The sequence below is a fragment of the Bradyrhizobium sp. PMVTL-01 genome (genome assembly GCF_051861855.1).
GTDB lineage: Bacteria > Pseudomonadota > Alphaproteobacteria > Rhizobiales > Xanthobacteraceae > Bradyrhizobium.
The window spans coordinates 7,860,958-7,880,534 of the sequence record NZ_CP193982.1 but is presented as its reverse complement, the minus strand read 5'-3'; the positions used below and the strand labels follow the sequence as shown (position 1 = coordinate 7,880,534).

The 19,577-nt window shown below is 64.9% G+C and carries 21 protein-coding genes and 1 pseudogene; 13 read left to right on the top strand and 9 right to left on the bottom strand.

The window, feature by feature from the left end; genetic code table 11:
- Positions 1-78: 78 nt before the first annotated feature.
- Positions 79-354: a PsiF family protein gene (locus ACRQ5Q_RS37975; RefSeq protein ID WP_439370713.1), complete on the bottom strand. Its 276-nt coding sequence runs from the start codon at positions 352-354 to the stop codon at positions 79-81.
- Between the two features lie 212 nt (positions 355-566).
- Between ACRQ5Q_RS37975 and ACRQ5Q_RS37970 the strand changes: the two genes are divergently transcribed.
- Complete coding sequence (locus ACRQ5Q_RS37970; protein WP_283021959.1) at positions 567-1,058, top strand: hypothetical protein; 492 nt, start codon at positions 567-569, stop codon at positions 1,056-1,058.
- Positions 1,059-1,120: 62 nt separating this feature from the next.
- Here ACRQ5Q_RS37970 and ACRQ5Q_RS37965 read toward each other — a convergent pair whose 3' ends face one another.
- The gene (locus ACRQ5Q_RS37965) at positions 1,121-1,669 is read right to left on the bottom strand and encodes a TetR/AcrR family transcriptional regulator (protein ID WP_439370712.1); all 549 of its coding nucleotides are present in this window, start codon (positions 1,667-1,669) and stop codon (positions 1,121-1,123) included.
- Between the two features lie 99 nt (positions 1,670-1,768).
- On the opposite strand from ACRQ5Q_RS37965, the gene ACRQ5Q_RS37960 reads away from it, so the two are divergent.
- The 5 genes from ACRQ5Q_RS37960 (at position 1,769) to ACRQ5Q_RS37940 (ending at position 4,572) form a co-directional block, all read left to right on the top strand.
- Positions 1,769-2,197 carry an acyl-CoA thioesterase gene (locus ACRQ5Q_RS37960; protein ID WP_439394907.1) on the top strand — a complete coding sequence of 143 codons (429 nt, stop codon included), beginning with the start codon at positions 1,769-1,771 and terminating at the stop codon, positions 2,195-2,197.
- Between the two features lie 3 nt (positions 2,198-2,200).
- Entirely contained in the window at positions 2,201-2,656 is a 456-nt protein-coding gene (locus tag ACRQ5Q_RS37955) for a PaaI family thioesterase (protein WP_439394905.1), read from the top strand.
- A gap of 66 nt (positions 2,657-2,722) precedes the next feature.
- The gene (locus ACRQ5Q_RS37950) at positions 2,723-3,106 is read left to right on the top strand and encodes a CidA/LrgA family protein (RefSeq protein ID WP_439370707.1); all 384 of its coding nucleotides are present in this window, start codon (positions 2,723-2,725) and stop codon (positions 3,104-3,106) included.
- Positions 3,103-3,825, top strand: coding sequence for an LrgB family protein (locus tag ACRQ5Q_RS37945; protein WP_439370705.1), 723 nt, complete (start codon positions 3,103-3,105; stop codon positions 3,823-3,825). Before ACRQ5Q_RS37950 ends, ACRQ5Q_RS37945 begins: the two co-directional genes overlap by 4 nt.
- Positions 3,826-3,912: 87 nt before the next feature.
- Positions 3,913-4,572, top strand: coding sequence for a DsbA family protein (locus ACRQ5Q_RS37940; protein ID WP_439370703.1), 660 nt, complete (start codon positions 3,913-3,915; stop codon positions 4,570-4,572).
- A 77-nt stretch (positions 4,573-4,649) separates the two neighbouring features.
- On the opposite strand, the gene ACRQ5Q_RS37935 is transcribed toward ACRQ5Q_RS37940, so the two are convergent.
- The 3 genes from ACRQ5Q_RS37935 to ACRQ5Q_RS37925 all read right to left on the bottom strand — a co-directional run bounded on the left by ACRQ5Q_RS37935 (position 4,650) and on the right by ACRQ5Q_RS37925 (position 7,002).
- Positions 4,650-4,856 carry a hypothetical protein gene (locus ACRQ5Q_RS37935; protein WP_439370702.1) on the bottom strand — a complete coding sequence of 69 codons (207 nt, stop codon included), beginning with the start codon at positions 4,854-4,856 and terminating at the stop codon, positions 4,650-4,652.
- An 82-nt stretch (positions 4,857-4,938) separates the two neighbouring features.
- Positions 4,939-6,009, bottom strand: a complete 1,071-nt coding sequence (locus ACRQ5Q_RS37930) for a phospholipase (RefSeq protein WP_439394904.1) — start codon at positions 6,007-6,009, stop codon at positions 4,939-4,941.
- A gap of 21 nt (positions 6,010-6,030) precedes the next feature.
- The gene (locus tag ACRQ5Q_RS37925; RefSeq protein WP_439394902.1) at positions 6,031-7,002 is read right to left on the bottom strand and encodes a S1C family serine protease; all 972 of its coding nucleotides are present in this window, start codon (positions 7,000-7,002) and stop codon (positions 6,031-6,033) included.
- 288 nt (positions 7,003-7,290) lie between these two features.
- On the opposite strand from ACRQ5Q_RS37925, the gene ACRQ5Q_RS37920 reads away from it, so the two are divergent.
- The 6 genes from ACRQ5Q_RS37920 (at position 7,291) to ACRQ5Q_RS37895 (ending at position 14,593) form a co-directional block, all read left to right on the top strand.
- On the top strand, positions 7,291-8,709 hold the full coding sequence (locus ACRQ5Q_RS37920) for a M20 family metallopeptidase (RefSeq protein WP_439394901.1): 1,419 nt from the start codon (positions 7,291-7,293) through the stop codon (positions 8,707-8,709).
- Between the two features lie 261 nt (positions 8,710-8,970).
- Positions 8,971-10,761 carry a peptide ABC transporter substrate-binding protein gene (locus ACRQ5Q_RS37915; protein ID WP_439394899.1) on the top strand — a complete coding sequence of 597 codons (1,791 nt, stop codon included), beginning with the start codon at positions 8,971-8,973 and terminating at the stop codon, positions 10,759-10,761.
- Positions 10,762-10,790: 29 nt separating this feature from the next.
- A complete protein-coding gene (locus ACRQ5Q_RS37910; protein WP_439370696.1) occupies positions 10,791-11,750 on the top strand; it encodes an ABC transporter permease in 960 nt (319 codons plus the stop codon).
- The gene (locus ACRQ5Q_RS37905; RefSeq protein ID WP_439370694.1) at positions 11,716-12,633 is read left to right on the top strand and encodes an ABC transporter permease; all 918 of its coding nucleotides are present in this window, start codon (positions 11,716-11,718) and stop codon (positions 12,631-12,633) included. Before ACRQ5Q_RS37910 ends, ACRQ5Q_RS37905 begins: the two co-directional genes overlap by 35 nt.
- Positions 12,633-13,628, top strand: a complete 996-nt coding sequence (locus tag ACRQ5Q_RS37900) for an ABC transporter ATP-binding protein (protein WP_439370693.1) — start codon at positions 12,633-12,635, stop codon at positions 13,626-13,628. Before ACRQ5Q_RS37905 ends, ACRQ5Q_RS37900 begins: the two co-directional genes overlap by 1 nt.
- Positions 13,625-14,593 (top strand): ABC transporter ATP-binding protein, encoded by a 969-nt coding sequence (locus tag ACRQ5Q_RS37895; protein WP_439370691.1) that lies wholly within the window; start codon positions 13,625-13,627, stop codon positions 14,591-14,593. Before ACRQ5Q_RS37900 ends, ACRQ5Q_RS37895 begins: the two co-directional genes overlap by 4 nt.
- A 467-nt stretch (positions 14,594-15,060) precedes the next feature.
- On the opposite strand, the gene ACRQ5Q_RS37890 is transcribed toward ACRQ5Q_RS37895, so the two are convergent.
- From ACRQ5Q_RS37890 to ACRQ5Q_RS37875, 4 genes and pseudogenes are all read right to left on the bottom strand, one after another.
- A complete protein-coding gene (locus ACRQ5Q_RS37890; RefSeq protein ID WP_439394897.1) occupies positions 15,061-15,681 on the bottom strand; it encodes an HAD family hydrolase in 621 nt (206 codons plus the stop codon).
- A gap of 142 nt (positions 15,682-15,823) precedes the next feature.
- Positions 15,824-16,207, bottom strand: a pseudogene (locus ACRQ5Q_RS37885) (diguanylate cyclase domain-containing protein); the annotation flags it as partial.
- A 411-nt stretch (positions 16,208-16,618) separates the two neighbouring features.
- On the bottom strand, positions 16,619-16,840 hold the full coding sequence (locus ACRQ5Q_RS37880; protein ID WP_439370688.1) for a dodecin: 222 nt from the start codon (positions 16,838-16,840) through the stop codon (positions 16,619-16,621).
- A gap of 205 nt (positions 16,841-17,045) precedes the next feature.
- On the bottom strand, positions 17,046-18,311 hold the full coding sequence (locus tag ACRQ5Q_RS37875; protein ID WP_439394896.1) for a glycosyltransferase family 87 protein: 1,266 nt from the start codon (positions 18,309-18,311) through the stop codon (positions 17,046-17,048).
- 262 nt (positions 18,312-18,573) lie between these two features.
- Here ACRQ5Q_RS37875 and ACRQ5Q_RS37870 point away from each other — a divergent pair, with 262 nt between their 5' ends.
- A complete protein-coding gene (locus tag ACRQ5Q_RS37870) occupies positions 18,574-19,575 on the top strand; it encodes a glycoside hydrolase family 16 protein (protein ID WP_439375703.1) in 1,002 nt (333 codons plus the stop codon).
- Positions 19,576-19,577 lie beyond the last annotated feature (2 nt).

The window sequence follows — 19,577 nt, the reverse complement described above, 5'->3', positions numbered from 1 at the left end:
GAGGCGCACAATTGCGGCTACGTCATGCCGCAATGCGCGCGCCTCTCCTTGCTGCTCGCGAACCGTATTGTGACGGACTTACTTCTTGTCGGCGGCAGGGGCCGAGGTGCCGGCCTTCGCTTCCTTCATGCATTCGCGGCGAAATTTCTTGCGCTCCTTGCCCTTCAGGGCCTTGGCGTCTGCCTGCTTGGAGCATTCGAGCGACTCGGCCGAGCGCTCCTTCGGAGGCGCCTTCTTGTCGGCGGTGGCAGCGGCATCGGTCTTGGCGGCCGGCGCGGTGGCCTGCGCGAAGGCGGTGCCGGAGGCGAGCAGGGAGACGAGGGCGGCGGCGGCGAGGCGAGAGGCGAGGGTCATGGTGTTGCACTCTTCTTGCGAGAACTGCGAAGGAGTGGAACGTCGGCTTGCGATGCTGAACGCGACATGAATGATCTGGACGGTGCGATCACTATATTTTTGCGGCGAAAGCCATCGCTTCCTTGTCGCGAGGCGGCGGCACGCTAGGATAGCAATCCCCGTTTCACTTCCCCTCGGGGAAGATCAAGCGAAGACCAAGGAGGAGATCAGGGATGACCAATCAGACAAAATTGCTGTGTGCGATTGTGGCGTCAGGTGTCGTGGCATTGATGGCCGCCGCGCCGGCGCAGGCGCTGACCTCGCAGGAGTGCAGCGCGAAATATCAGGCCGCCAAGAAGGACGGCTCGCTCGGCACCATGAAGTGGAACGACTTCCGCAAGGCCCAGTGCGGGGCCGATGCGACGCCCGCCGCCGCGCCGACGGCGGCTGCTCCGGCCGCCCCCGCCGCTCCGGCCGAGCCGAAACAGGCCAAGAAGGAGGCGGCTCCCGCCGCCGCGCCGACCCTGCCGGCCGGCCCCGCGATCTATCCGAACGCGGTCGATCCGAAATACGCCAAGGAGCCCGCCGGCAAGGCGCGCCTGCACACCTGCGTCGATCAGTACAATGCCAACAAGACCACCAACGGCAATGGCGGCTTGAAGTGGATCCAGAAGGGCGGCGGCTATTACAGCGAATGCACCAAGAAGCTGAAGGGCGCCGCCTGAGCTTCGACAACAGCATGCAATGGCCGGAGTAAAGCTCCGGCCATCTTCGTTTGACCGATCGCCTAGTCCAGGAGCTTCTCGGCCGACTTCGCCACGAGCTGCGAACGCTTGCGCGGGCCGCGCTCGACGAACAGCAGGCTCTGGCCGAAGATGAAGCAATAAAACAGGAAGGCCTGCGCCTCGGCTGCGTCGGCGTCGAGGCCGGTCGCGCGATAGAGTTCGGCAACATGCGTGAGCCGCGCGGCATCGACGCTCGCCACGGCCGCCGCGGCGTTCTCGTCCGAGCGGGCCCATTGCCGGATCGCGAGCTCGATCGCCATTCCTTCCGGATTGAGGCGCTCAGAGTAGAGCTGGATCACGGCCTTCAGCCGTTCGCGGGGCGCTTCGCCGTCGAGGCTCGTCTGCTGCGCGATCGACGCCGCGCGCCCCTCGCGCCAGCGTTCCAGTATGGCCTCGAGCAGCGCGGCGCGGTCGGCGAAACGGCGGTAGAAGCCACCCTTGGTGACACCGAGATTCTTGGCGAGCACCTCGACCCTGACACCCTCGACCCCCGAGCGGGCGAGCTCGGCGAACCCCGCCTCGACCCAGACATCGCCCTTGCCGTCGCTCATGGAGGAAGCCTCACCGGTTCTTGATACGGTGCCGTATTGCTAACGCAGAACCGCCCTGATACGCTACCGTATCAAAAATCAAGGGCAGGAGGATTGGCGATGGAGCGGGAGGCGACCTATCGCGGCACGGTTTATCCGTGGCAATGCGACCATGTCGGCCACATGAACATCATGTGGTATGTCGGCAAATTCGACGAGGCCAACTGGAATCTGTTCGCCCGCCTCGGCCTGACGCCGAGTTACCTGCGCAGCTCGGGGCGCGGCATGGCCGCGGTCCAGCAGAACATCGCCTACAAGCGCGAGCTGCTTGCCGGCGACATCGTCGAGATCCGCAGCCATCTGCTCGAGGTCGGCGACAAGTCGATCCGCTTCCGGCACGACATGCGGAATGCCGAGACCGGGGAGATCGCCGCGACCTGCGAGATCACCGGCGTGCATCTGGACCGTCAGCTCCGCAAGTCCGCGCCGTTCACCAATGCCATCCGCGAAGCTGCCGCGAGGCATCTTGCCGAACCGGCCGGGGCCTGAACCATGACTGCGTTCGAGCCGAAAAACCCGGGCTACCGCGCGGCGACTGTCGCCATGTTCGACGCCCAGCCGGCGATGCGCACGCTCGGCATCGTGATCGTCCGTCTCGCGCCGGGCGAGGTCGAACTGGCGATGCTGCATGCGCCGGCCTTCACACAGCAGAACGGTTTCATTGATGCCGGCATCATCACGGCCGGGCTCGACAACGCCTGCGGCGTTGCCGCCTTCACCTTGATGCCGCCGGAGGCCGATATCCTCACCGTCGAATTCAAGACCACGCTGCTCGCGCCCGCCCGCGGCGAGCGTTTCGTCTTCAAGGCCGAGGTGGTCAAGCCCGGCCGTGCGCTCACCTTCTGCGAGGCAAAGGCCTTCGCCGAGCATGACGGCAAGACCACGCTGATCGCGACGATGACCGGGACGCTGATGGCGATGCTGCCTCGCCCCCGCGAGTTCGCATGAGGTGCGCGCGTCCCGCGCATAGCGGCGATTGACAAGCCGGGCGGCGCGTCCCCTCATGCGAACGCCATGCTCGCAAGTCTCGGTCTCATCCTGCTTTGCCAGTTGATCGGCGAAGCCGTCGTGCGCGGCCTCGGCCAGCCATTGCCGGGACCCGTGCTCGGATTGCTGCTGCTCCTGATCCTGCTGCTCGCCCGCGACCGCTTTGCGCTGCTTGCACGCGGGCCGCTGCGTGACAACGGCATCGAGACGGCGAGCAAGGGCCTTCTGGTCCATCTCTCGCTGCTGTTCGTGCCGGCCGGCGTCGGCGTCGTGCAGAAGCTCGACGTCCTCGCCTCTCACGGCATTGCCATCGTCGTCGTGCTCGCGCTGTCCGTGGCCGTCACGTTGCTCACGACCGTGCTGACCTTCCGCCTCGTCACCCGCCTGTTGCGGCAGCAGGACGCGCAATGACGGACAACCCGTTCTCGCTCTGGGTCTATCTCTCGCAGTCGCCGCTGCTGTGGCTGACCGTGACCCTGCTGGTCTATGCGGGCACGGATGCGGTGTCGCTGGCCACGCGGCGCCATGCGCTTGCCAATCCCGTGCTGCACGCGATGTGGATCATCGGCGCGTTCCTGCTCCTGACCGGCACCTCCTACACGACCTATTTCGCCGGTGCGCAGTTCGTGCACTTCCTCCTGGGACCGGCGACCGTCGCGCTCGCCGTGCCGCTCTATGAAAACCGCAAGCGCGTGGTTTCGTCCATCGTGCCGATGCTGGTGGCGCTGATCGCGGGCTCGGTCACGGCGGTGGTGTCGGTGGTCCTGCTGGCCGAAGTCGCCGGGCTGCCGCGCGATGTCGTGCTGTCGCTGGCGCCGAAATCCGTCACCGCCGGCGTCGCCATGGGCATCGCCGAATCCCTGCATGCCGATCCTTCGCTGGCGGCGGTCGCGGTGATCCTCACCGGCATCATGGGCGCGATCATCGTGACGCCGCTGATGAACCGCACCGGCATCACCGATTACCGGGCTCGCGGCTTTGCCGCGGGCCTCGCCGCGCACGGCATCGGTACCGCGCGGGCGTTCCAGGTCGACGAGATCGCCGGCGTCTTCTCCGGCATCGCCATGAGCCTGAACGCTTTGGTGACCTCGTTCCTGGTCCCCCTCGCAGTCACGCTGCTGGTGCGATGACATCGCCGCCGCGACTCTCTATATGATCGGTAACAATTCCCGATCCCAAGCGTATTTGCCGAAGACGGGACCGAAACGGGACGAGATATGACTGGATCTTGGAATAAGAACCGCCTGGTGCCGACGCGGCGCGCAGCGCTGACGCTGATCGGGGCAGGGGCGCTTGCGGGCGGCATCACCTCGGCATTGGCCGCCGCCGCCGACGACGAGGTGCTCACGGAATCCAAGGTGCTGCGCGATCCCGACACCCCGGTCGCCGGCAATCCCGACGGCAACATCACCATCGTCGAATGGTCCGACTATAATTGTCCCTATTGCCGCAAGCTCGAGCCCGAGCTGCGCCAGGTCGTTCAGGATGACGGCAAGGTGAGGCTGGTAATGAAGGACTGGCCGATCCTCGGACCGGTCTCGGTCACGGCGGCGCGGATCGCGCTCGCGGCCAAATTCCAGGACAAGTACCACCAGGCCCATGACGCCATGATGGGCGTCTCTTCGCGTCTGACCGAGCCGCGCATCAACGAGCGGCTCGCTGCCGCCGGCGTCGACATGGACCGGTTGAAGCGCGATCTTGCCGATCGCGCCAAGGACATCGACGCCATTCTCAAGCGCAACAACGAGCAGGCCGAAGCCTTTGGTTTCCGCGGCACCCCGTCCTTCATCGTCGGAAAGTACCGCGTGCCCGGTGTGCTCAGCATGACCGAGTTCGAGCAGGTCATCGCCGACGCCCGCAAAGCCAAGATGAACTGAGGCGCATCGTTGAGCGCAGCCAACGTGAAGGCGCCGCCGCGGACCCGCGACGGCGCCTTGTTCATGATACCGCGACGTTACTTCGACGAGATCCGGACCCAGTCCTTGTGCGCGCGATCACGCAGCGCATCCCAATCGGCCTTGGCGACATCCCAGTTCACGATGGTGCGATTGGTGGTCGCGACCCCGCCATTGGCGACCGATGAGGTCTGCATGGAGTCATAGACGTAGACGCCGCCCGCAAGCAGCAGCGCGCCCAGGATCATTCCGAAAAAAGTCTGCATGTGGAACCTCCGGTAGCGGGACGACAACGTCGGCCCGGAATGATGGTTCCGCAGCCATGCGGCGCATCCAAGGAGAGGTTGTTCATTTTCCATTCAGCCATTGCAGCAGCTCCGCGTTGATCTCGCGTGGATAGGTGTGGCTGAGGTCGTCGATCTCACGGTAGGTGACGTCGGCGCCGGCGGCGGAGAGCGCGGCCTGCGTCTGCCGCGCGGTCTGCACCGTAAACATCCAGTCGAGCTTGCCGTGGGTGATGAAGATGGGCAGGCCCCGCATGCGTTCGGCGTCCGCCATCTCCGCCATCAGCGGATGGAAGGTCGCGGAGACCGGCGCAAGATGCGTGAAGTGCGAGGCGCCGTCGAGGCCGGTGACGTAGCAGAAGGTTCCGCCGTCGCTCATGCCGGTCAGAAGCATGCGCGATGTGTCGATGCTCCAGCGGCTGCGCACGTTCTCGAGGATGCGCATCAGGTTCGGCGTGTCGGCGTCGTCGCCCATGAGCGCCCAGGTGGGACCGGTCGCGGTCGGCGCCACCAGAATGGCGCCAAGACTGCGGGCATCGCGCAGCCAGCTCCAGAGAAAGCCGCGGCCGTTGCCGCTGCCGCCATGCAGCGCCATCACCAGCGGCATGGGGCGATCGTGCCTGTAATACTCGGGCACATAGACAGAGAAGCCGCCGCGGCTGCCGGGCTCGTTGTGGTCGTGGAAGATGCCGGTGTGCTCCCCTGCGCCGGCTTCCAGCCGTGAGAGCAAATCACCGTTCTCGCGATTGGCGGCGTTGAGAAAGAAGCTGTTCACCGGTGGAAACTGTGCCGCCAGCGGATAAAGCGCCTCCTGCGCGCGCGGCAGATGCCGCAATGCGCGGAAGACCGTGACGAGGTCGCCATTGCCGCGCTCGACGTCGCGGATGCCGGCAAAGGCGGCGAGCGTCTCGCTGCAGGCGCGGTCGAGCCGTTCGCGCAGTCCGGCGAATTGCTCCGGCCATTCTCCGATCCCGGCTTGTGATGCCTGCAGTGCTTCGTCCGGCGTTCCGATCGCGTTCATCACGGACGCGAAGGCCGGCGGATGCAGATGCCGGGCGAAGAAGCCGAGCGCTTCAAGCGCATTGAGCAGCGGCGGCAGCACGGCCACGATGTCGTCGACCACGGCCTCGCTCATCGCGGCGTCCCTGGCTTGGGGTCAATGCAGCTTCGGCGCCTTCAACAGCTTGAAACGGTCGGTCGAGGTCACCGTCACCTCGAAGGTGACGCCTTCATGGTGCACGGTCAGCGGCACGTCGACCCCGGCGGCGCCGAGAGCCCACATCTTCCTGTAGAAAGCGGTCTGGCTCGTGACCTTGTCGCCGTCCACCGCGAGGATGACGTCGCCCGTCTTGAGCTCGGCGCGCGCGGCCGGGCCGTTGGCGGAGATCCCGATCACCACCACGCGGCTGTCGATCTCGGTCGAGTAAAGCCCGAGCCAGGGTCGCGCCGGCTTGTTGACGCGGCCGAACTTGCGCAGATCCTCCAGGATCGGCTTCAAGAGATCGATCGGCACGACCATGTTGACGTGCTCGGCCTTGCCGTCGCGTTCACGCTCGAGCTGGAGCGAGCCGATGCCGATCAGCTCGCCGCGCTCGTTGAGCAGGCCGGTGCCACCCCAGTTCGGATGCGCGGGATAGGTGAAGACGGCTTCATCCAGCAGATATTCCCAGTAGCCGGCGAATTCCTGCTTGGCCACGATCTGGCTTGCAACCGATCGCGTGCGGCCGCCGGCGCCGCCGAGCACGACGCGGTCGCCGACGCGGGTATCGGCCGAGTTGCCGAGCGGCAGGGGGGCGACGTCGAGACGACCGAGTGCCTGCACGAGGCCGAAGCCGGTGACGGAATCGAAGCCGAGGGCGTGCCCCTCGACGACACGTCCGTCGGCGAGGTGCAGCCACACCGATTCCGCCTCGGTGATGAGATAGCCGATGGTCAGCACCAGGCCGTTATCGATCACAACGCCGTTTCCGGCGCGTTCGGTGCCCAGCGTCTCGGCGCTGAATGCGTCCGGCGGGACGATGGCGTGCAGGCCGACGACGGAGGCGAGCGCGCGGTCGAGATCGAATCCGTAATCGCTCGCGCGCGGCTGATTGGCCGGCGGCACTCTCCATTCGGTCAGGGCGGGCATGGAGTTCTCCTGGCTGAGGGCATCGCGTCGCCGTTGGCGCGGGACGATGCGCGAAGCGTGGATAATTTAGGCCGGAGAGGGCCGTCTTGAAAGCCTCGCTCCTCAACAATTCCCGAGAATGCCGCATGAAATCCTCGAAACGCACCGAAACACCTCGTGCACCGGGGGCGGGCAACCGCGCGATCCGGGACCGGCCGCATGGCTGCTGTCCGGCGAGGTGCTAGGCGGGCTGCAATGAAGCTGCTAACCATTGCCGCTTCGTTTGACCAAGGGATCATGGACCGGAGCATGGACAACCGCAGCGACATCTGGCGTGGCGTCGACACGATCAAGGCGCGTTTCATCGACCTCAGCGACAAGGTCTGGGGCACGCCCGAGGTGTGCTACACCGAGGCGCGGTCCGCCGCCGAACATCTCGCCGAGCTGCGTCATCAGGGCTTCCGTATCACCGAGAAAGTCGCCGGCATTCCGACCGCGCTGATGGGCGAATGGGGCGACGGCGGACCGGTCATTGCCTTCATGGGCGAATATGATGCGTTGCCGGGCCTCAGTCAGGAGGCTGGCGTTGCGGAACACCGTCCGGTCGAAGCCGGCGGCCATGGCCATGGCTGCGGTCACAACCTGCTTGGCTCTGCCGCGCTGCTCGCCGCGACCGCCGTGAAGGACTGGCTCGCCGAGAACAAGGTGCCGGGTCGCGTGCGCTATTACGGCTGTCCGGCCGAGGAAGGCGGCGCGGCAAAGGCCTTCATGGTGCGCTCCGGCGCGTTCGAAGACGCCGACATCGCCATCACCTGGCATCCGCACAGCTTCTGGGAAGTGGCGGTGACGCCGTCACTCGCGAACACGCGCGCCGATTTCATCTTCACCGGCCGCACGTCGCATGCGGCGGCCTCGCCGCATCTCGGCCGTTCCGCGCTCGATGCCGTCGAACTGATGAATGTCGGCGTGAACTATATGCGCGAGCACATGCCGAGCGACGCCCGCGTGCACTATGCGCTGCTCGACACCGGCGGCATCGCGCCCAACGTGGTGCAGGCGCATGCCCGCGTGCGCTACTCGATCCGCGCCCGCGATCTTCCCGGCATGAACGAGCTGGTCGAGCGCGTGTCCAAGATCGCGCAGGGGGCCGCGTTGATGACCGAGACCAAGGTCGAGATGAAGATCATCTCCGCGGTCTCCAACATCCTGCCGAACGCGCCGCTGGAGCAGGCGCTGCACCGGGTCATGGAAGAGCTCGGTCCGCCGCATTTCGACGATGCGGACAAGAGCTTTGCCACGGAGATCCGCGCGACGCTGAGCGACAAGGACATCTCCTCGGTCTACTACGCGATCGGCATGGAGCCGACCGATCGGCCGCTGGCCGACTTCCTGGTGCCGCTCGATGCCAAGCGCAACCCGCTTGTCGGCTCGACCGACGTCGGCGACGTCAGCTGGGTAGTGCCGACCGTGCAGGTTCACGCACCCACGGTTGCAATCGGCACGCCCTTCCACACCTGGCAGGTAGTGGCGCAGGGCAAGAGCCCGCACGCGCACAAGGCCATGGTACAGGCGGCCAAGGCGATGGCCGGGCTCGGCATCAAGGCGCTGACGGATCCCGAGCTGATCAAGGCCGCCAAAGCCGATCTTCAGAAGCGCACGGCCAAGACACCTTACGTCTGTCCGCTGCCGGACCATGTCGCGCCTCCGCTCGACATGTCCGTGGCATAGAATTCCGTCTCGATACTTCGTCTGATCCGGCGAACAAATTTTCCGCAGTGCAGCGCGGTTTCCGGCCGTTTTGGCGCGGGATTGCCGAGCGCCTGGGCTGCGGAACACGGTTTTGCCCAACGGACAGCCAGAAGACCGTTTGCATACACACGGTCCCAGTTGACGTGCCCCCTAATCGGTGTGCCATCTACCGCCAGCCAAACCCGGCGGCCGCCTCTCGCGGCCGCCTGCATCCATACGGGAACCAGACGGGGGACAACCATGCTGGATAAAGAACTGCGTTCGATGATCGGCGAGGTGAAGGACGGGCGGATGGATCGCCGCGCCTTCATCAAGCGCATGGCCGCGGTCGGGCTCACCGCCCCCCTGGCCAACCAGATCCTCGCGCTCGGCGGCGTCGCCATGGCGGAGGGCCCGTCGACCTACAAGCCGACCAAGCGTGGCGGCGGTGGTGCGCTGAAGCTGCTGTGGTGGCAGGGCCCGACCCTGCTCAATCCGCACTTCGCCACCGGCACCAAGGACCAGGACGGCTCGCGCCTGTTCTACGAGCCGCTCGCCTGCTGGGATCCGGATGGCAACATGAAGCTGGTGCTCGCGGCGGAAATTCCGTCGATCGAGAACGGTCTGCTCGCAGCCGACGGCAAGTCGGTGACGTGGAAGCTGAAGCCCGGCGTGAAGTGGCATGACGGCAAGCCGTTCACCGCGGATGACGTCGTCTTCAACTGGGAGTACGCCAAGGACCCGGCGACCTCTGCATTGACCATTGCGACGCACCGCGACATCACCGTGGAGAAAGTGGACGACCTCACGGTCCGCATTCTCTTCAAGAAGCCGACGCCGTTCTGGGCCGACGCCTTTGTCGGAGCGCCCAACACCATCATTCCCAAGCATCTCTTCGCCGACTACACGGGGAGCAAGTCGCGGGAAGCGCCGGCCAACCTTTCTCCGGTCGGAACCGGTCCCTACAAGTTCGTCGAGTTCAAGCCCGGTGATCTCGTCCGCGGGCAACTCAATCCCGATTATCACATGCCGAACCGCCCCTATTTTGACACGGTCGAGATGAAGGGCGGTGGCGATGCGGTTTCGGCCGCGCGGGCGGTGATTCAGACTGGAGAATATGATTTCGGCTGGAACATCCAGGTCGAGGACGACGTCCTGTTGCGCCTCGAGAAGGGCGGCAAGGGCAAGACCGTCTACGCCGTCGGCGGCGACACCGAGTTCATCGCGCTCAACTTCACCGATCCCAACGCGGAGGTCGACGGCGAGCGCTCGTCGATGAAGACCAAGCATCCGCTGTTCTCCGATCCCGCCGTGCGCAAGGCGCTGTCGCTGCTGGTCGATCGCGAGTCCGTCAAGAAGGCGATCTATGGCCGCGCCGGCCGTACCACCGCCAATTTCCTCAACGGTCCCGAAAAGTTCGTCTCCAAGAACACGACCTGGGAATTCAGCGTCGAAAAGGCCTCGAAGCTGCTGGACGACGCCGGCTGGAAGCCGGGCGCGGACGGCATCCGCGAGAAGGATGGCAAGAAGCTGAAGCTGCTCTACCAGACCTCGATCAACGGTCCCCGTCAGAAGACGCAGGCGATCGTCAAGCAGGCCTGCCAGAAGGCTGGCATCGACGTCGAACTGAAGTCGGTCGTTGCGTCGGTCTTCTTCTCCTCGGACGTCGCCAATCCCGATACCTACGCGAAGTTCTATGCGGACATCGAGATGTTCCAGATTCCGCTGAGCCAGCCGGACCCGTCGCAGCACATGCGCCGCTATCTGTCCACCAACGTCGCCACCAAGGAGAACAAGTGGCAGGGCACGAACTTCCCGCGCTGGGTCAACAAGGAGTACGACGCGGCGATCGAGGCTGCCGAAAGCGAAATGGACCCGCTCAAGCGCGCGGCACACTACATCAAGGCCAACGACCTCATGTACCAGGACACCGTATTCATCCCGGTGCAGCATCGGCTGAAGGTGGAGGCCGCGGCCAACAATTTGCGGCCGATCGTCAGCGGCTGGGCCAACGAAACCGACAATCTGCACGATTGGTACCGCGAGGAATGATCACGCGCGGCTAGGCGGGTCCTTCCCTCATGACTCAGTACGTCCTGCGTCGTCTCCTGATCGCGATTCCCAGCTTGCTGGGAATCTCGCTGGTGCTGTTTGTCGTGCTCGCGCTCGCTCCGGGCGACCCCTTCTCGGAGCTCGCGACCAATCCGAACGTTCCGCCCGAAGTCGCTCTCGCGCTTCGGGCGAAGTTCGGCCTCGATGATCCGATCTACCTCCGCTACCTGCACTGGCTCAACGCGATGGTGCACGGCGATTGGGGCTTCTCCTTCGTCAGCCGGATGAACGTCGACACGCTGATCCTGCAGCGCCTGCCGGCCACGCTCTACGTGATCGGCTCGGCGCAGATCCTGGCGCTGCTGATCGCGATTCCGGTCGGCGTCTATGCCGCGACGAAGCCCTATTCGCTATTCGACCAGATCGCCAACACGCTCGCCTTCGTCGGCTTCTCGCTGCCGACCTTCTTCACCGGCATCCTGTTCATCCTGATCTTCTCGGTCACGCTGGACTGGCTGCCCTTCGTCTACACCACCGACATCAAGGCCACCGGCATCCACTGGGTGCTGGAGATGATCCGTCAGGCCGTCATGCCGGTGGCGGTGCTCGGGCTGTTCCAGGCGGCGTCGATGACGCGCTTCGTGCGCTCGGCGATGCTCGACGTCATCAGGCTCGACTACGTCACCACGGCGCGAGCCAAGGGTCTCGGCCAGGCCACGGTGATCGTCAAGCACGTGATGCGCAACGCCATGATCCCCGTGGTCACGCTGATCGCGCTGCAGATGCCCGCGGTGTTCGGCGGCGCCATCGTCACCGAGCAGATCTTCCGTATCCCCGGCATCGGCTCGCTGCTGATCTCCTCCATCCTTTCCAACGACACGCCGGTGGTGATGGCCGTCACCTTCGTCTTCGCGTGCCTCGTGGTGCTGTTCAACCTCATCGCGGACGTCCTTTATGGCTGGCTTGACCCTCGCATCTCCCTCCGCTGAGCGGGGGGTCTACTCGCCCTGGCGCGAGACGTGGCGGCGCTACAGCCGCCACAAGCTCGCCGTCGTCAGCGCCTTCCTGCTCCTCATCCTGGTGCTCGCCGTCGTGCTCGGGCCGTTCGTGTGGCGCGTGAAGATCAACGACATCGACATTGTCGCGGGCATGCAGGGGCCGTCGTTCGCCCATCCGTTCGGCACCGACGATCTCGGCCAGGACATTCTGGCGCGCATGATCTATGGCGGCCGCATCTCGCTCGCGGTGGGGCTCGCCGCGATGCTGGTCTCCGTTTTCATCGGCACGCTGATCGGCGCGCTCGCCGGCATGTCGCGTGGTGCGCTCGGGCATGGATTGATGTGGCTCACCGACCTCTTCCTGTCGCTGCCGCAACTGCCGCTGCTGCTTTTGCTCATCTACCTCTTCCGTGACGGGCTGAAGCAGGTGTTCGGTCCCGAAGGCGGCATCTTCATCCTGATCGTGCTCGTGATCGGCGGCCTGCGCTGGATGCCGGTGGCGCGGCTCGTGCGCGCGCAGTTCCTGTCGATCCGCGAGAAGGAGTTCGTCGAGGCGGCCCGCGCGCTCGGCGCCAGCCCGGTCCGGCAGGTGGTGCGCCACATCCTGCCGAATGCGGTCGGCCCGGTGATCATCGCCGGCACCATCGACGTCGCCGCCGCCATCATCGCGGAATCGACGCTGTCCTTCCTCGGTCTCGGCTTTCCGCCCGACACTCCGACCTGGGGACGGTTGCTGTATGACGCCAAGGACTTTCTCGACATCGGTCCGCACTGGGCGCTGTTCCCGGGCGGCGCGATCTTCATCGCGGTGGTCGCCATCAACTTCATCGGCGACGGCCTGCGGGACGCGCTCGACGCGCGACGGGTGATCTGATGGCGCCGCTGCTCGAGATCAAGGGCCTGAAGACCCACTTCTCCACCGACGACGGTATCCTCCAGGCCGTCGACGGCGTCGATATCTCCATCAACAAGGGTGAGACGCTCTGCGTCGTCGGCGAATCCGGCTGCGGCAAGACCGTGACCGCGATGTCGATCCTGAAGCTGATCGCGATGCCGCCGGGTCGCATCGCGGCCGGCCAGATCCTCTTCGAGGGCCGCGATCTCGTGCCGCTGACCAGCAATCAGCTCGACGAGATCAGGGCCAAGGAGATCGGCTTCATCTTCCAGGAGCCGATGACCTCGCTCAATCCGGTGCTCACCATCGGCGAGCAGATCGCCGAGAGCCTGCGCCGGCACGAGGCCGTGACGAAGAAGCAGGCGCTCGACCGCACCATCGAGATGCTGAAGCTGGTGCAGATCCCCAACGCCGAAGGCCGCGTGCACAATTATCCGCACCAGTTCTCCGGCGGCATGCGTCAGCGCGTGATGATCGCGATGGCGCTCGCCTGCAAGCCGAAGCTGATCATCGCCGACGAGCCCACTACGGCGCTCGACGTCACCATCCAGGCGCAGATCCTCGACCTCTTGCAGGACATGAAGGAGCGCTTCGGCATGGCGGTGATGCTGATCACCCATGCCATGGGCGTCGTCGCCGAGACCGCGCAGCGCGTCGTCGTGATGTATGCCGGCAAGGTGGTGGAGGAGGCGCCCGTCGACGATCTCTTCGGCGATCCCCGTCACCCCTATACGCAAGGCCTGATCCGCTCGATCCCGCGCATCGATCTCGACAGCGAACACAAGACGCGCCTGGAGGCGATCGGTGGCTCGGTGCCGATCCTGATCAATCCGCCGGTCGGCTGCCGCTTCGCGCCGCGCTGCAAGTTCGCCATGAACGTCTGCATCGAGAAGGAGCCGCTGCTCCGCGAGGTCTCACCGGGCCATCGCATGGCCTGTCACCTCGGCGATACACAGTTGGGAGGCGCTGCATGAGCGAGCCCTTGCTCCGCGTCAGCGGCCTGAAGAAACATTTCCCCGTGCTCGGTGGCCTGCTGTCGCGCCAGGTCGGCACCGTCTATGCGGTCGACGGCGTGTCGTTCTCGGTCAATCGCGGCGAGACGCTCGGCCTGGTCGGCGAATCCGGCTGCGGCAAGTCCACCACGGGCCGCTGCGTGCTGCGACTGATCGAGCCGACCGACGGCGAGGTCACCTTCGACGGCCAGGATGTGCGCAAGCTCGGCGGCAACGATCTGCGCGCGATGCGGCGGAACATGCAGCTGGTGTTCCAGGACCCGTTCGCCTCGCTCAATCCGCGCATGACGATCGGCGCCATCCTCGGCGAGGCCTTCACCATCCACAATCTGGCCTCGTCGGCCAAGGAGCGGGAGGAGCGCGTCGCGGGCCTGCTCGTGAAGGTCGGCCTGAAGGCCGAGCACATGCGGCGCTATCCGCATGAATTCTCCGGCGGCCAGCGCCAGCGCATCGTGATCGCGCGCGCGCTCGCGGTCGAGCCGAAGCTGATCGTCTGCGACGAGCCGGTCTCGGCGCTCGACGTGTCGATCCAGGCCCAGGTCATCAACCTGCTGGAAGATCTCCAGGCCGAGCTGAACCTGACCTATCTGTTCGTCGCGCACGACCTCTCAGTGGTCGAGCACATCTCCGACCGCGTCGCGGTGATGTATCTCGGCCGCATCGTCGAGCTGGCGAGGGCCAGCGATCTCTACCGCAATCCGCAGCATCCCTACACCAAGGCGCTGCTATCGGCGGTGCCGGTGCCCGATCCAAAGCTCAAGCGCGAGCGCATCCGCCTCAAGGGCGACGTGCCGAGCCCGATGAAGCCGCCGTCGGGCTGCCACTTCCACACCCGCTGCCCGATCGCCCAGCCGCGCTGCGCCGAGAGCGCGCCCGAGCTGAAGGAGGGGGCGGGCGGGCACTTCGTGGCGTGTCATCTGGCGTAATGGTGCAGCGCGCCGTGCGTAGGCGCCTTCACGCTGCCGCTTAATCTTTGAACTGAGGGAGGAATAATTCGAACGGGCGAGTTGGGCGTCGTCCTGCACGCGGGCGGCAAGGGTCCCTTGGCCGCCCATTGGACTGAGCGGACAAACTCATTTCCGGACTGTGAAGCATCTTACACCACATGCCTCCGATGGTGCTAGAATAGCCACGCTTCTTCCCTGAAGGAGGCCCCGAATGCTGACACCCTTCAACAGGCCGTACTGGGAACAGAGCGCCCGTGACTGGACGATGAGGCTTGGCGCGCTCATGCCCCAACCGCGGAAAAAGCCCGCTGAGCCCAAACCACAGCGGCCCCCGTGGCGGCACTTCGACGACACCCATCATTGGGACTCGACCGCGGAGGAATGGGTCCCCAACCACGACAGGTGATCGCGCCGGGGCCGAGCCTGCCTGGACGCCTTCACCGACGTTATGTTCGTCCTTGAAGCAGGCCATATTCCGAGAGGGCCTGCCTGAAGGCCTCCACCGACGTGTGGTGATGCGCGAATAGCCCCGCCTCGCGCGCGCCGGCGACATTGGCCATGAGATCGTCGACGAACAGGATGTTCTGCGGCATCACGTTGAGCTCGGACAGGCAGAGACGATAGCAGCGCGGGTCCGGTTTCGCCGTCCGGGCCGAGGCGTAGATCCTCGAGCCGAACAGCGGACGCAGATCGGGCAGCAGCGTGTCGAGATGGTCGGTGACCAGCGTGGTGTTGTTGGTCAGCACCGCAACATCGACGGTCTCGCGCAGGCGGCGGACGATCTCCAGCATCGCGGAACTCGCCTGCATCGAACTGCGCCGCGCCTCCACCCACTCATCGAGCGACAGCGGATGGCCCATGCGCTCGCCGAAGCCTCGCAGATAGTCCGCAGCATCGAGCGCGCCGGAATCGCCGAGCGCCTCGAAGCCGCTGTCCCAGATCGCCTCGTGGACGAACGCGCTGGTCGTTCCCGCCAGCTCTGCCAGGCAGGCGACGCGCTTTGCCCTGTCATAGTCGCAGAGCACATTGTCCATGTCGAACAGGACGAGCTTGATTCCGTCGGTCACAACAGCACTCTTGGATTGGCCGAAAACATCCGGCCGCGATCGCAGTCATATCGCGCCAAAGTACAGAGTGCAAACCCGAGACTCTCTACGGTTGTGGTGCGCGCCGCAGCGCTCGCTACGCCTGGTGAGCGGTCCGATCCCCTCACGCGGTCTTCGCACGCCAGGGGACGACCTGTCCCGACATCACCAGCCGGTCACGGCCGCTGTCCTTGGCGGCGTAGAGCGCGCGGTCGGCAGCCGCGACCAGCGTGCTGGAGTCCGCCGTGGTCTCCGATGGGAGGCTTGCCGCGCCGCCCAAGCTGACGGTCACCAGGCGAGAGGGCGGGTCTTGCACATGCAGCATGGCGAGATCGTGCAGCGCCTTTCGAATCGCTTGGGCGACCTCGGCGCAGCCGTCCGGGCCGGTGTTCGGCAACAACAGGGCGAATTCCTCGCCGCCGTAGCGGGCGGCGAGATCGGCGGGACGCCTGGCGTGGGCGGATAGAATCCGGCTCAGCGCGCGAAGGCACCCGTCGCCCGCCAGATGTGAGACCAGCCCGACCAGGATCGTATCGGCGAGCTCGAACGTGTCGTCGGCGTGCTGAATCAGCGAATGCGCGAGATTGGCCATGTCGACCTCGGCGTTCCTGAGATCGGCATTCCGCGTCTCCCATTCGCGCCAGCCGCTCAAGCCGAGGATCGTCACGCAAATCAGCACCACGAAACCCGCCGCCCAGAGCGGAAGGCGCGTCGTGCCGAGTTCGCGGCTCGTGACCATCAGGCTTGCTCCAAATCGGAGCAAGCCTTTCATTTTCGACTTAACGGCCTGTTGCAATATCCGCGATGATCGTGCGCGGTCCGTATTCAACCAGATCGGGTCGATAGGTCTTGATCGACTCTCGCCAGTAGATGTTAACCATGCCGCTGCGGCGAGACGGCTTTGCCCGACTTCGGCCCGTCATCCCTCCAGCGTAAATCCGACCCGCAGCGTCACCTGGTAGTGCCGCACCGCGTTGTTCTCGATGTGGCCGCGCGTCTGCACCACCTCGAACCATTTCATCTCGCGGACGGTCTTGGCGGCGCGGCCGATGGCGTTCTTGATCGCATCCTCGATCGAGGTCTCGGATGATCCGACCAGTTCCAGGATCTTGTAGACGTGGTCATTTTCGGCTGTAGGCATGAGGCGTCTCCCCTTGGGCTGTGGCGGGGCCCTGATACCGCTCCCGCGGTTATCGGCGTCGGGCCTCCCTGTGAACGGGCACCCGGGCGGCGGGTTCCGTGCCCGGCGATGGCCAGCATGCACCGGTCGAGGCGTAGCTGCCAGTGTCCGCCTGCTGAGAGCTACCATGGATTCGGCGCGACATTGGCGTTTCAGCGCGCCTGAATTATTCCGCCGGCTGAGGTACTGCGGCCACAGGCTGCGTTGCCCGCCACAGGAGCCGCAGCAACAGGGCCAGCAGCGCCATCATCGCGAAGCCCCCGATGGATGGCGCGAGCTTGTCCTCCATTCCGGTCAGATCCGCATCACTGCCGAACTGCGCGGCGAGCCGCGCTGATTGCAGCATTCCGTAGGCGCCGGCAAGCAGGATCAGTCCGTAGACGAAACCGCGCTCTCGCGCATTCGCCATTTGCGTGAGGTCAGGAAGTATCAAGGCGAGGCCGATCCCGATGATCGGCAAGTCATAGTCATAGGCGTAGGGACTGATCATCACCGAGACGAGGGTGGCGACACCGATCGTAAACGCAGGCGACGCCCTGCGTGTTGTTCCGAGCCAGACAGCAAGCGCGACTGCAAACAGGGCAAGGCTCGCGGCAGCCCCCTGCGCCCAAAAGGCAATACTCGAGGGCAGGCCGGCCCGGCCGAGCGCGGCGTAGGTCGAGACCATGCGGAACAGTGGATAAAAACCGCGATCGAGGAAGATCGCCGATTCCCTGATTGCGCCGAGCCATGCGGTCCAGATCTGCCATCCGAACATCAACGTGCAGGCGAGCGAGCTCGCGAGTACGACTGTCGTAGCAGTGGCAAGCGCCGTCCAACGCCGCGTCGCAAGCATGTAGAAGCCCGCGGCGATGGCCAGATGCGGCTTGATCACCATCGCGCCCAGCGCAAGACCGGCCATGACCTGGCGCCGCTCGACATTGAGGCAGACGATACCGATCAAGGTGCCCGTGAGAAAGCCATTCTGTCCGCAGCCGACCGTGATCGCGAGCGCGGGAAACATGACGACCAGGACATGCGCAAAATTCTTGTCAGCAATCGTACGAAGCGTGAGCAGATAGCTCGTCAGTGTCACCGTGACGAACAGCAGATAGGCGATACCCTCCGGCAGAAGTGCAAATGGCGCCAACAGCAGGTCGAAATGCGGCGGATAAGTCCAGGGCATGAAGCTGGTCGAACCGGTAAATGCCTGCTGAAGCTTGATCAGGGTCTCGAACCGGTAAGCCAGATCGACTTGACCGTGCCAGATCTCTCGCGCGACGATGTAGAAGGCGTCGAAATCGGACAGTTCGTGGACCTGCCAGACGATCCAGTGACCGAACCTGAACGTCTTGAACAGAACCATCACCGCCAGCGCCGCGAGCACGAAGCGGACATAGATTGTCCGCTTCGACGGCGAGGATTGGACCGCTTCAAGCGTCTCGGCAAACATCAGCGACGACCCCGGATCTGAGCGATCCGCGGCCTGGCAGGCAGGTCTGCGGATCGCGGCCAGATTGCCACCAGAGGTTTAATACACCGTAACGACTATCGCAGGATTCGCTGGCAATGCGTTGTTTGCAGTTCGTCGGGGGCCCCGGCTTTGCAAGCGGTACCCCGTTTTCTTAATCGCCCGCCGGAGCGGCGTGCCCTTACTTGCGCGCCGAAATACAGAGGCGTTAACCTTTCTCGCCTGACATCTTCGAAGTCAAATGATGATCGACCGTTGGACGAAGGGCGCTCTGGTCGCGATCGGCCTGTCGGCCGTGCCGGTGCCTGCCGTCGCGCAGGACGATCCAGATGATGCGCCCGGCACGATGTCGCTGCAAGTCACCACCGATCCCTCCACGATCGAGTGCCGCAGGCTGGAGAGCGTCAATCCCACCTCGCTCGCGTTCCTGATGCTGCGCCGGACCTTCAACGACGATTTCAACGAGCACCCGCTCGCGACGGGGCGCTGGGTGCCGCATTATGCCGGCGGCGCGGCGTGGCCGGAGGCACGCTACTGGGGCGGCGACGGCTCCGACTTCAAGCGCAAGACCAGCGCCAATGGCGAGCAGCAGATCTATGTCGATCCGCGTTATGCCGGCCGCGGAGCGGCGCCGCTCGGGCTCGATCCGTTCAGGGTCAAGGACGGCGTGCTCTCCATTGTCGCCAGCCGCACGCCGCCGGACTTGAAGTCGGTTCTGTTCAACAACGAGTACATTTCCGGGATCCTGACCACCCAGGGCACGTTCGCGCAGAAGCACGGCTATTTCGAAATTCGCGCTAAAATCCCGGTCGGCCATGCGGTGTGGCCGGCCTTCTGGATGCTGGCGGACGACGGCGGCTGGCCGCCCGAGGTCGACGTGCTGGAAGGCCGCGGCGAGCGGCCGGGCGATCTCGTCATGACCACGCATTGGCGGATTCCGTCGACCCAGAAGATCCAGTCCTGCGGCTTCGACTTCGCGGTCGGCGATGCGTCGAGCAGCTTCCACAATTACGGTGTGCTGTGGGCGGAGGATCGTCTGGTCTATTTCATCGACCGTCGGCCGGTGTCCGACATCAACGTGCCGATCGGTTTCGACGATCCCATGTACATGATTGTGAACCTGGCGATCGGATCGAAATTCTTTGTTGGCGTAGGGCCGGTCGACGCAGAATCGCCGCCGAGCGTGGCCTTCGAGATCGACAGGATTTCCGTCTATCAGATCGATATGGAGCAGGCGCGGAGATAGCG

Bases quoted from the DNA above. Each gene is read 5' to 3' on its own strand.
- ACRQ5Q_RS37965 (WP_439370712.1), bottom strand. From the start codon at position 1,669: ATGAGCGACGGCAAGGGCGATGTCTGGGTCGAGGCGGGGTTCGCCGAG.
- ACRQ5Q_RS37925 (WP_439394902.1), bottom strand. From the start codon at position 7,002: ATGCCCGCCCTGACCGAATGGAGAGTGCCGCCGGCCAATCAGCCGCGC.
- ACRQ5Q_RS37935 (WP_439370702.1), bottom strand. From the start codon at position 4,856: ATGCAGACTTTTTTCGGAATGATCCTGGGCGCGCTGCTGCTTGCGGGC.
- ACRQ5Q_RS37915 (WP_439394899.1), top strand. From the start codon at position 8,971: ATGCTGGATAAAGAACTGCGTTCGATGATCGGCGAGGTGAAGGACGGG.
- ACRQ5Q_RS37920 (WP_439394901.1), top strand. From the start codon at position 7,291: ATGGACAACCGCAGCGACATCTGGCGTGGCGTCGACACGATCAAGGCG.
- ACRQ5Q_RS37955 (WP_439394905.1), top strand. From the start codon at position 2,201: ATGACTGCGTTCGAGCCGAAAAACCCGGGCTACCGCGCGGCGACTGTC.
- ACRQ5Q_RS37960 (WP_439394907.1), top strand. From the start codon at position 1,769: ATGGAGCGGGAGGCGACCTATCGCGGCACGGTTTATCCGTGGCAATGC.
- ACRQ5Q_RS37870 (WP_439375703.1), top strand. From the start codon at position 18,574: ATGATCGACCGTTGGACGAAGGGCGCTCTGGTCGCGATCGGCCTGTCG.
- ACRQ5Q_RS37910 (WP_439370696.1), top strand. From the start codon at position 10,791: ATGACTCAGTACGTCCTGCGTCGTCTCCTGATCGCGATTCCCAGCTTG.
- ACRQ5Q_RS37880 (WP_439370688.1), bottom strand. From the start codon at position 16,840: ATGCCTACAGCCGAAAATGACCACGTCTACAAGATCCTGGAACTGGTC.
- ACRQ5Q_RS37940 (WP_439370703.1), top strand. From the start codon at position 3,913: ATGACTGGATCTTGGAATAAGAACCGCCTGGTGCCGACGCGGCGCGCA.
- ACRQ5Q_RS37900 (WP_439370693.1), top strand. From the start codon at position 12,633: ATGGCGCCGCTGCTCGAGATCAAGGGCCTGAAGACCCACTTCTCCACC.
- ACRQ5Q_RS37945 (WP_439370705.1), top strand. From the start codon at position 3,103: ATGACGGACAACCCGTTCTCGCTCTGGGTCTATCTCTCGCAGTCGCCG.
- ACRQ5Q_RS37905 (WP_439370694.1), top strand. From the start codon at position 11,716: ATGGCTGGCTTGACCCTCGCATCTCCCTCCGCTGAGCGGGGGGTCTAC.
- ACRQ5Q_RS37895 (WP_439370691.1), top strand. From the start codon at position 13,625: ATGAGCGAGCCCTTGCTCCGCGTCAGCGGCCTGAAGAAACATTTCCCC.
- ACRQ5Q_RS37875 (WP_439394896.1), bottom strand. From the start codon at position 18,311: ATGTTTGCCGAGACGCTTGAAGCGGTCCAATCCTCGCCGTCGAAGCGG.
- ACRQ5Q_RS37975 (WP_439370713.1), bottom strand. From the start codon at position 354: ATGACCCTCGCCTCTCGCCTCGCCGCCGCCGCCCTCGTCTCCCTGCTC.
- ACRQ5Q_RS37970 (WP_283021959.1), top strand. From the start codon at position 567: ATGACCAATCAGACAAAATTGCTGTGTGCGATTGTGGCGTCAGGTGTC.
- ACRQ5Q_RS37950 (WP_439370707.1), top strand. From the start codon at position 2,723: ATGCTCGCAAGTCTCGGTCTCATCCTGCTTTGCCAGTTGATCGGCGAA.
- ACRQ5Q_RS37930 (WP_439394904.1), bottom strand. From the start codon at position 6,009: ATGAGCGAGGCCGTGGTCGACGACATCGTGGCCGTGCTGCCGCCGCTG.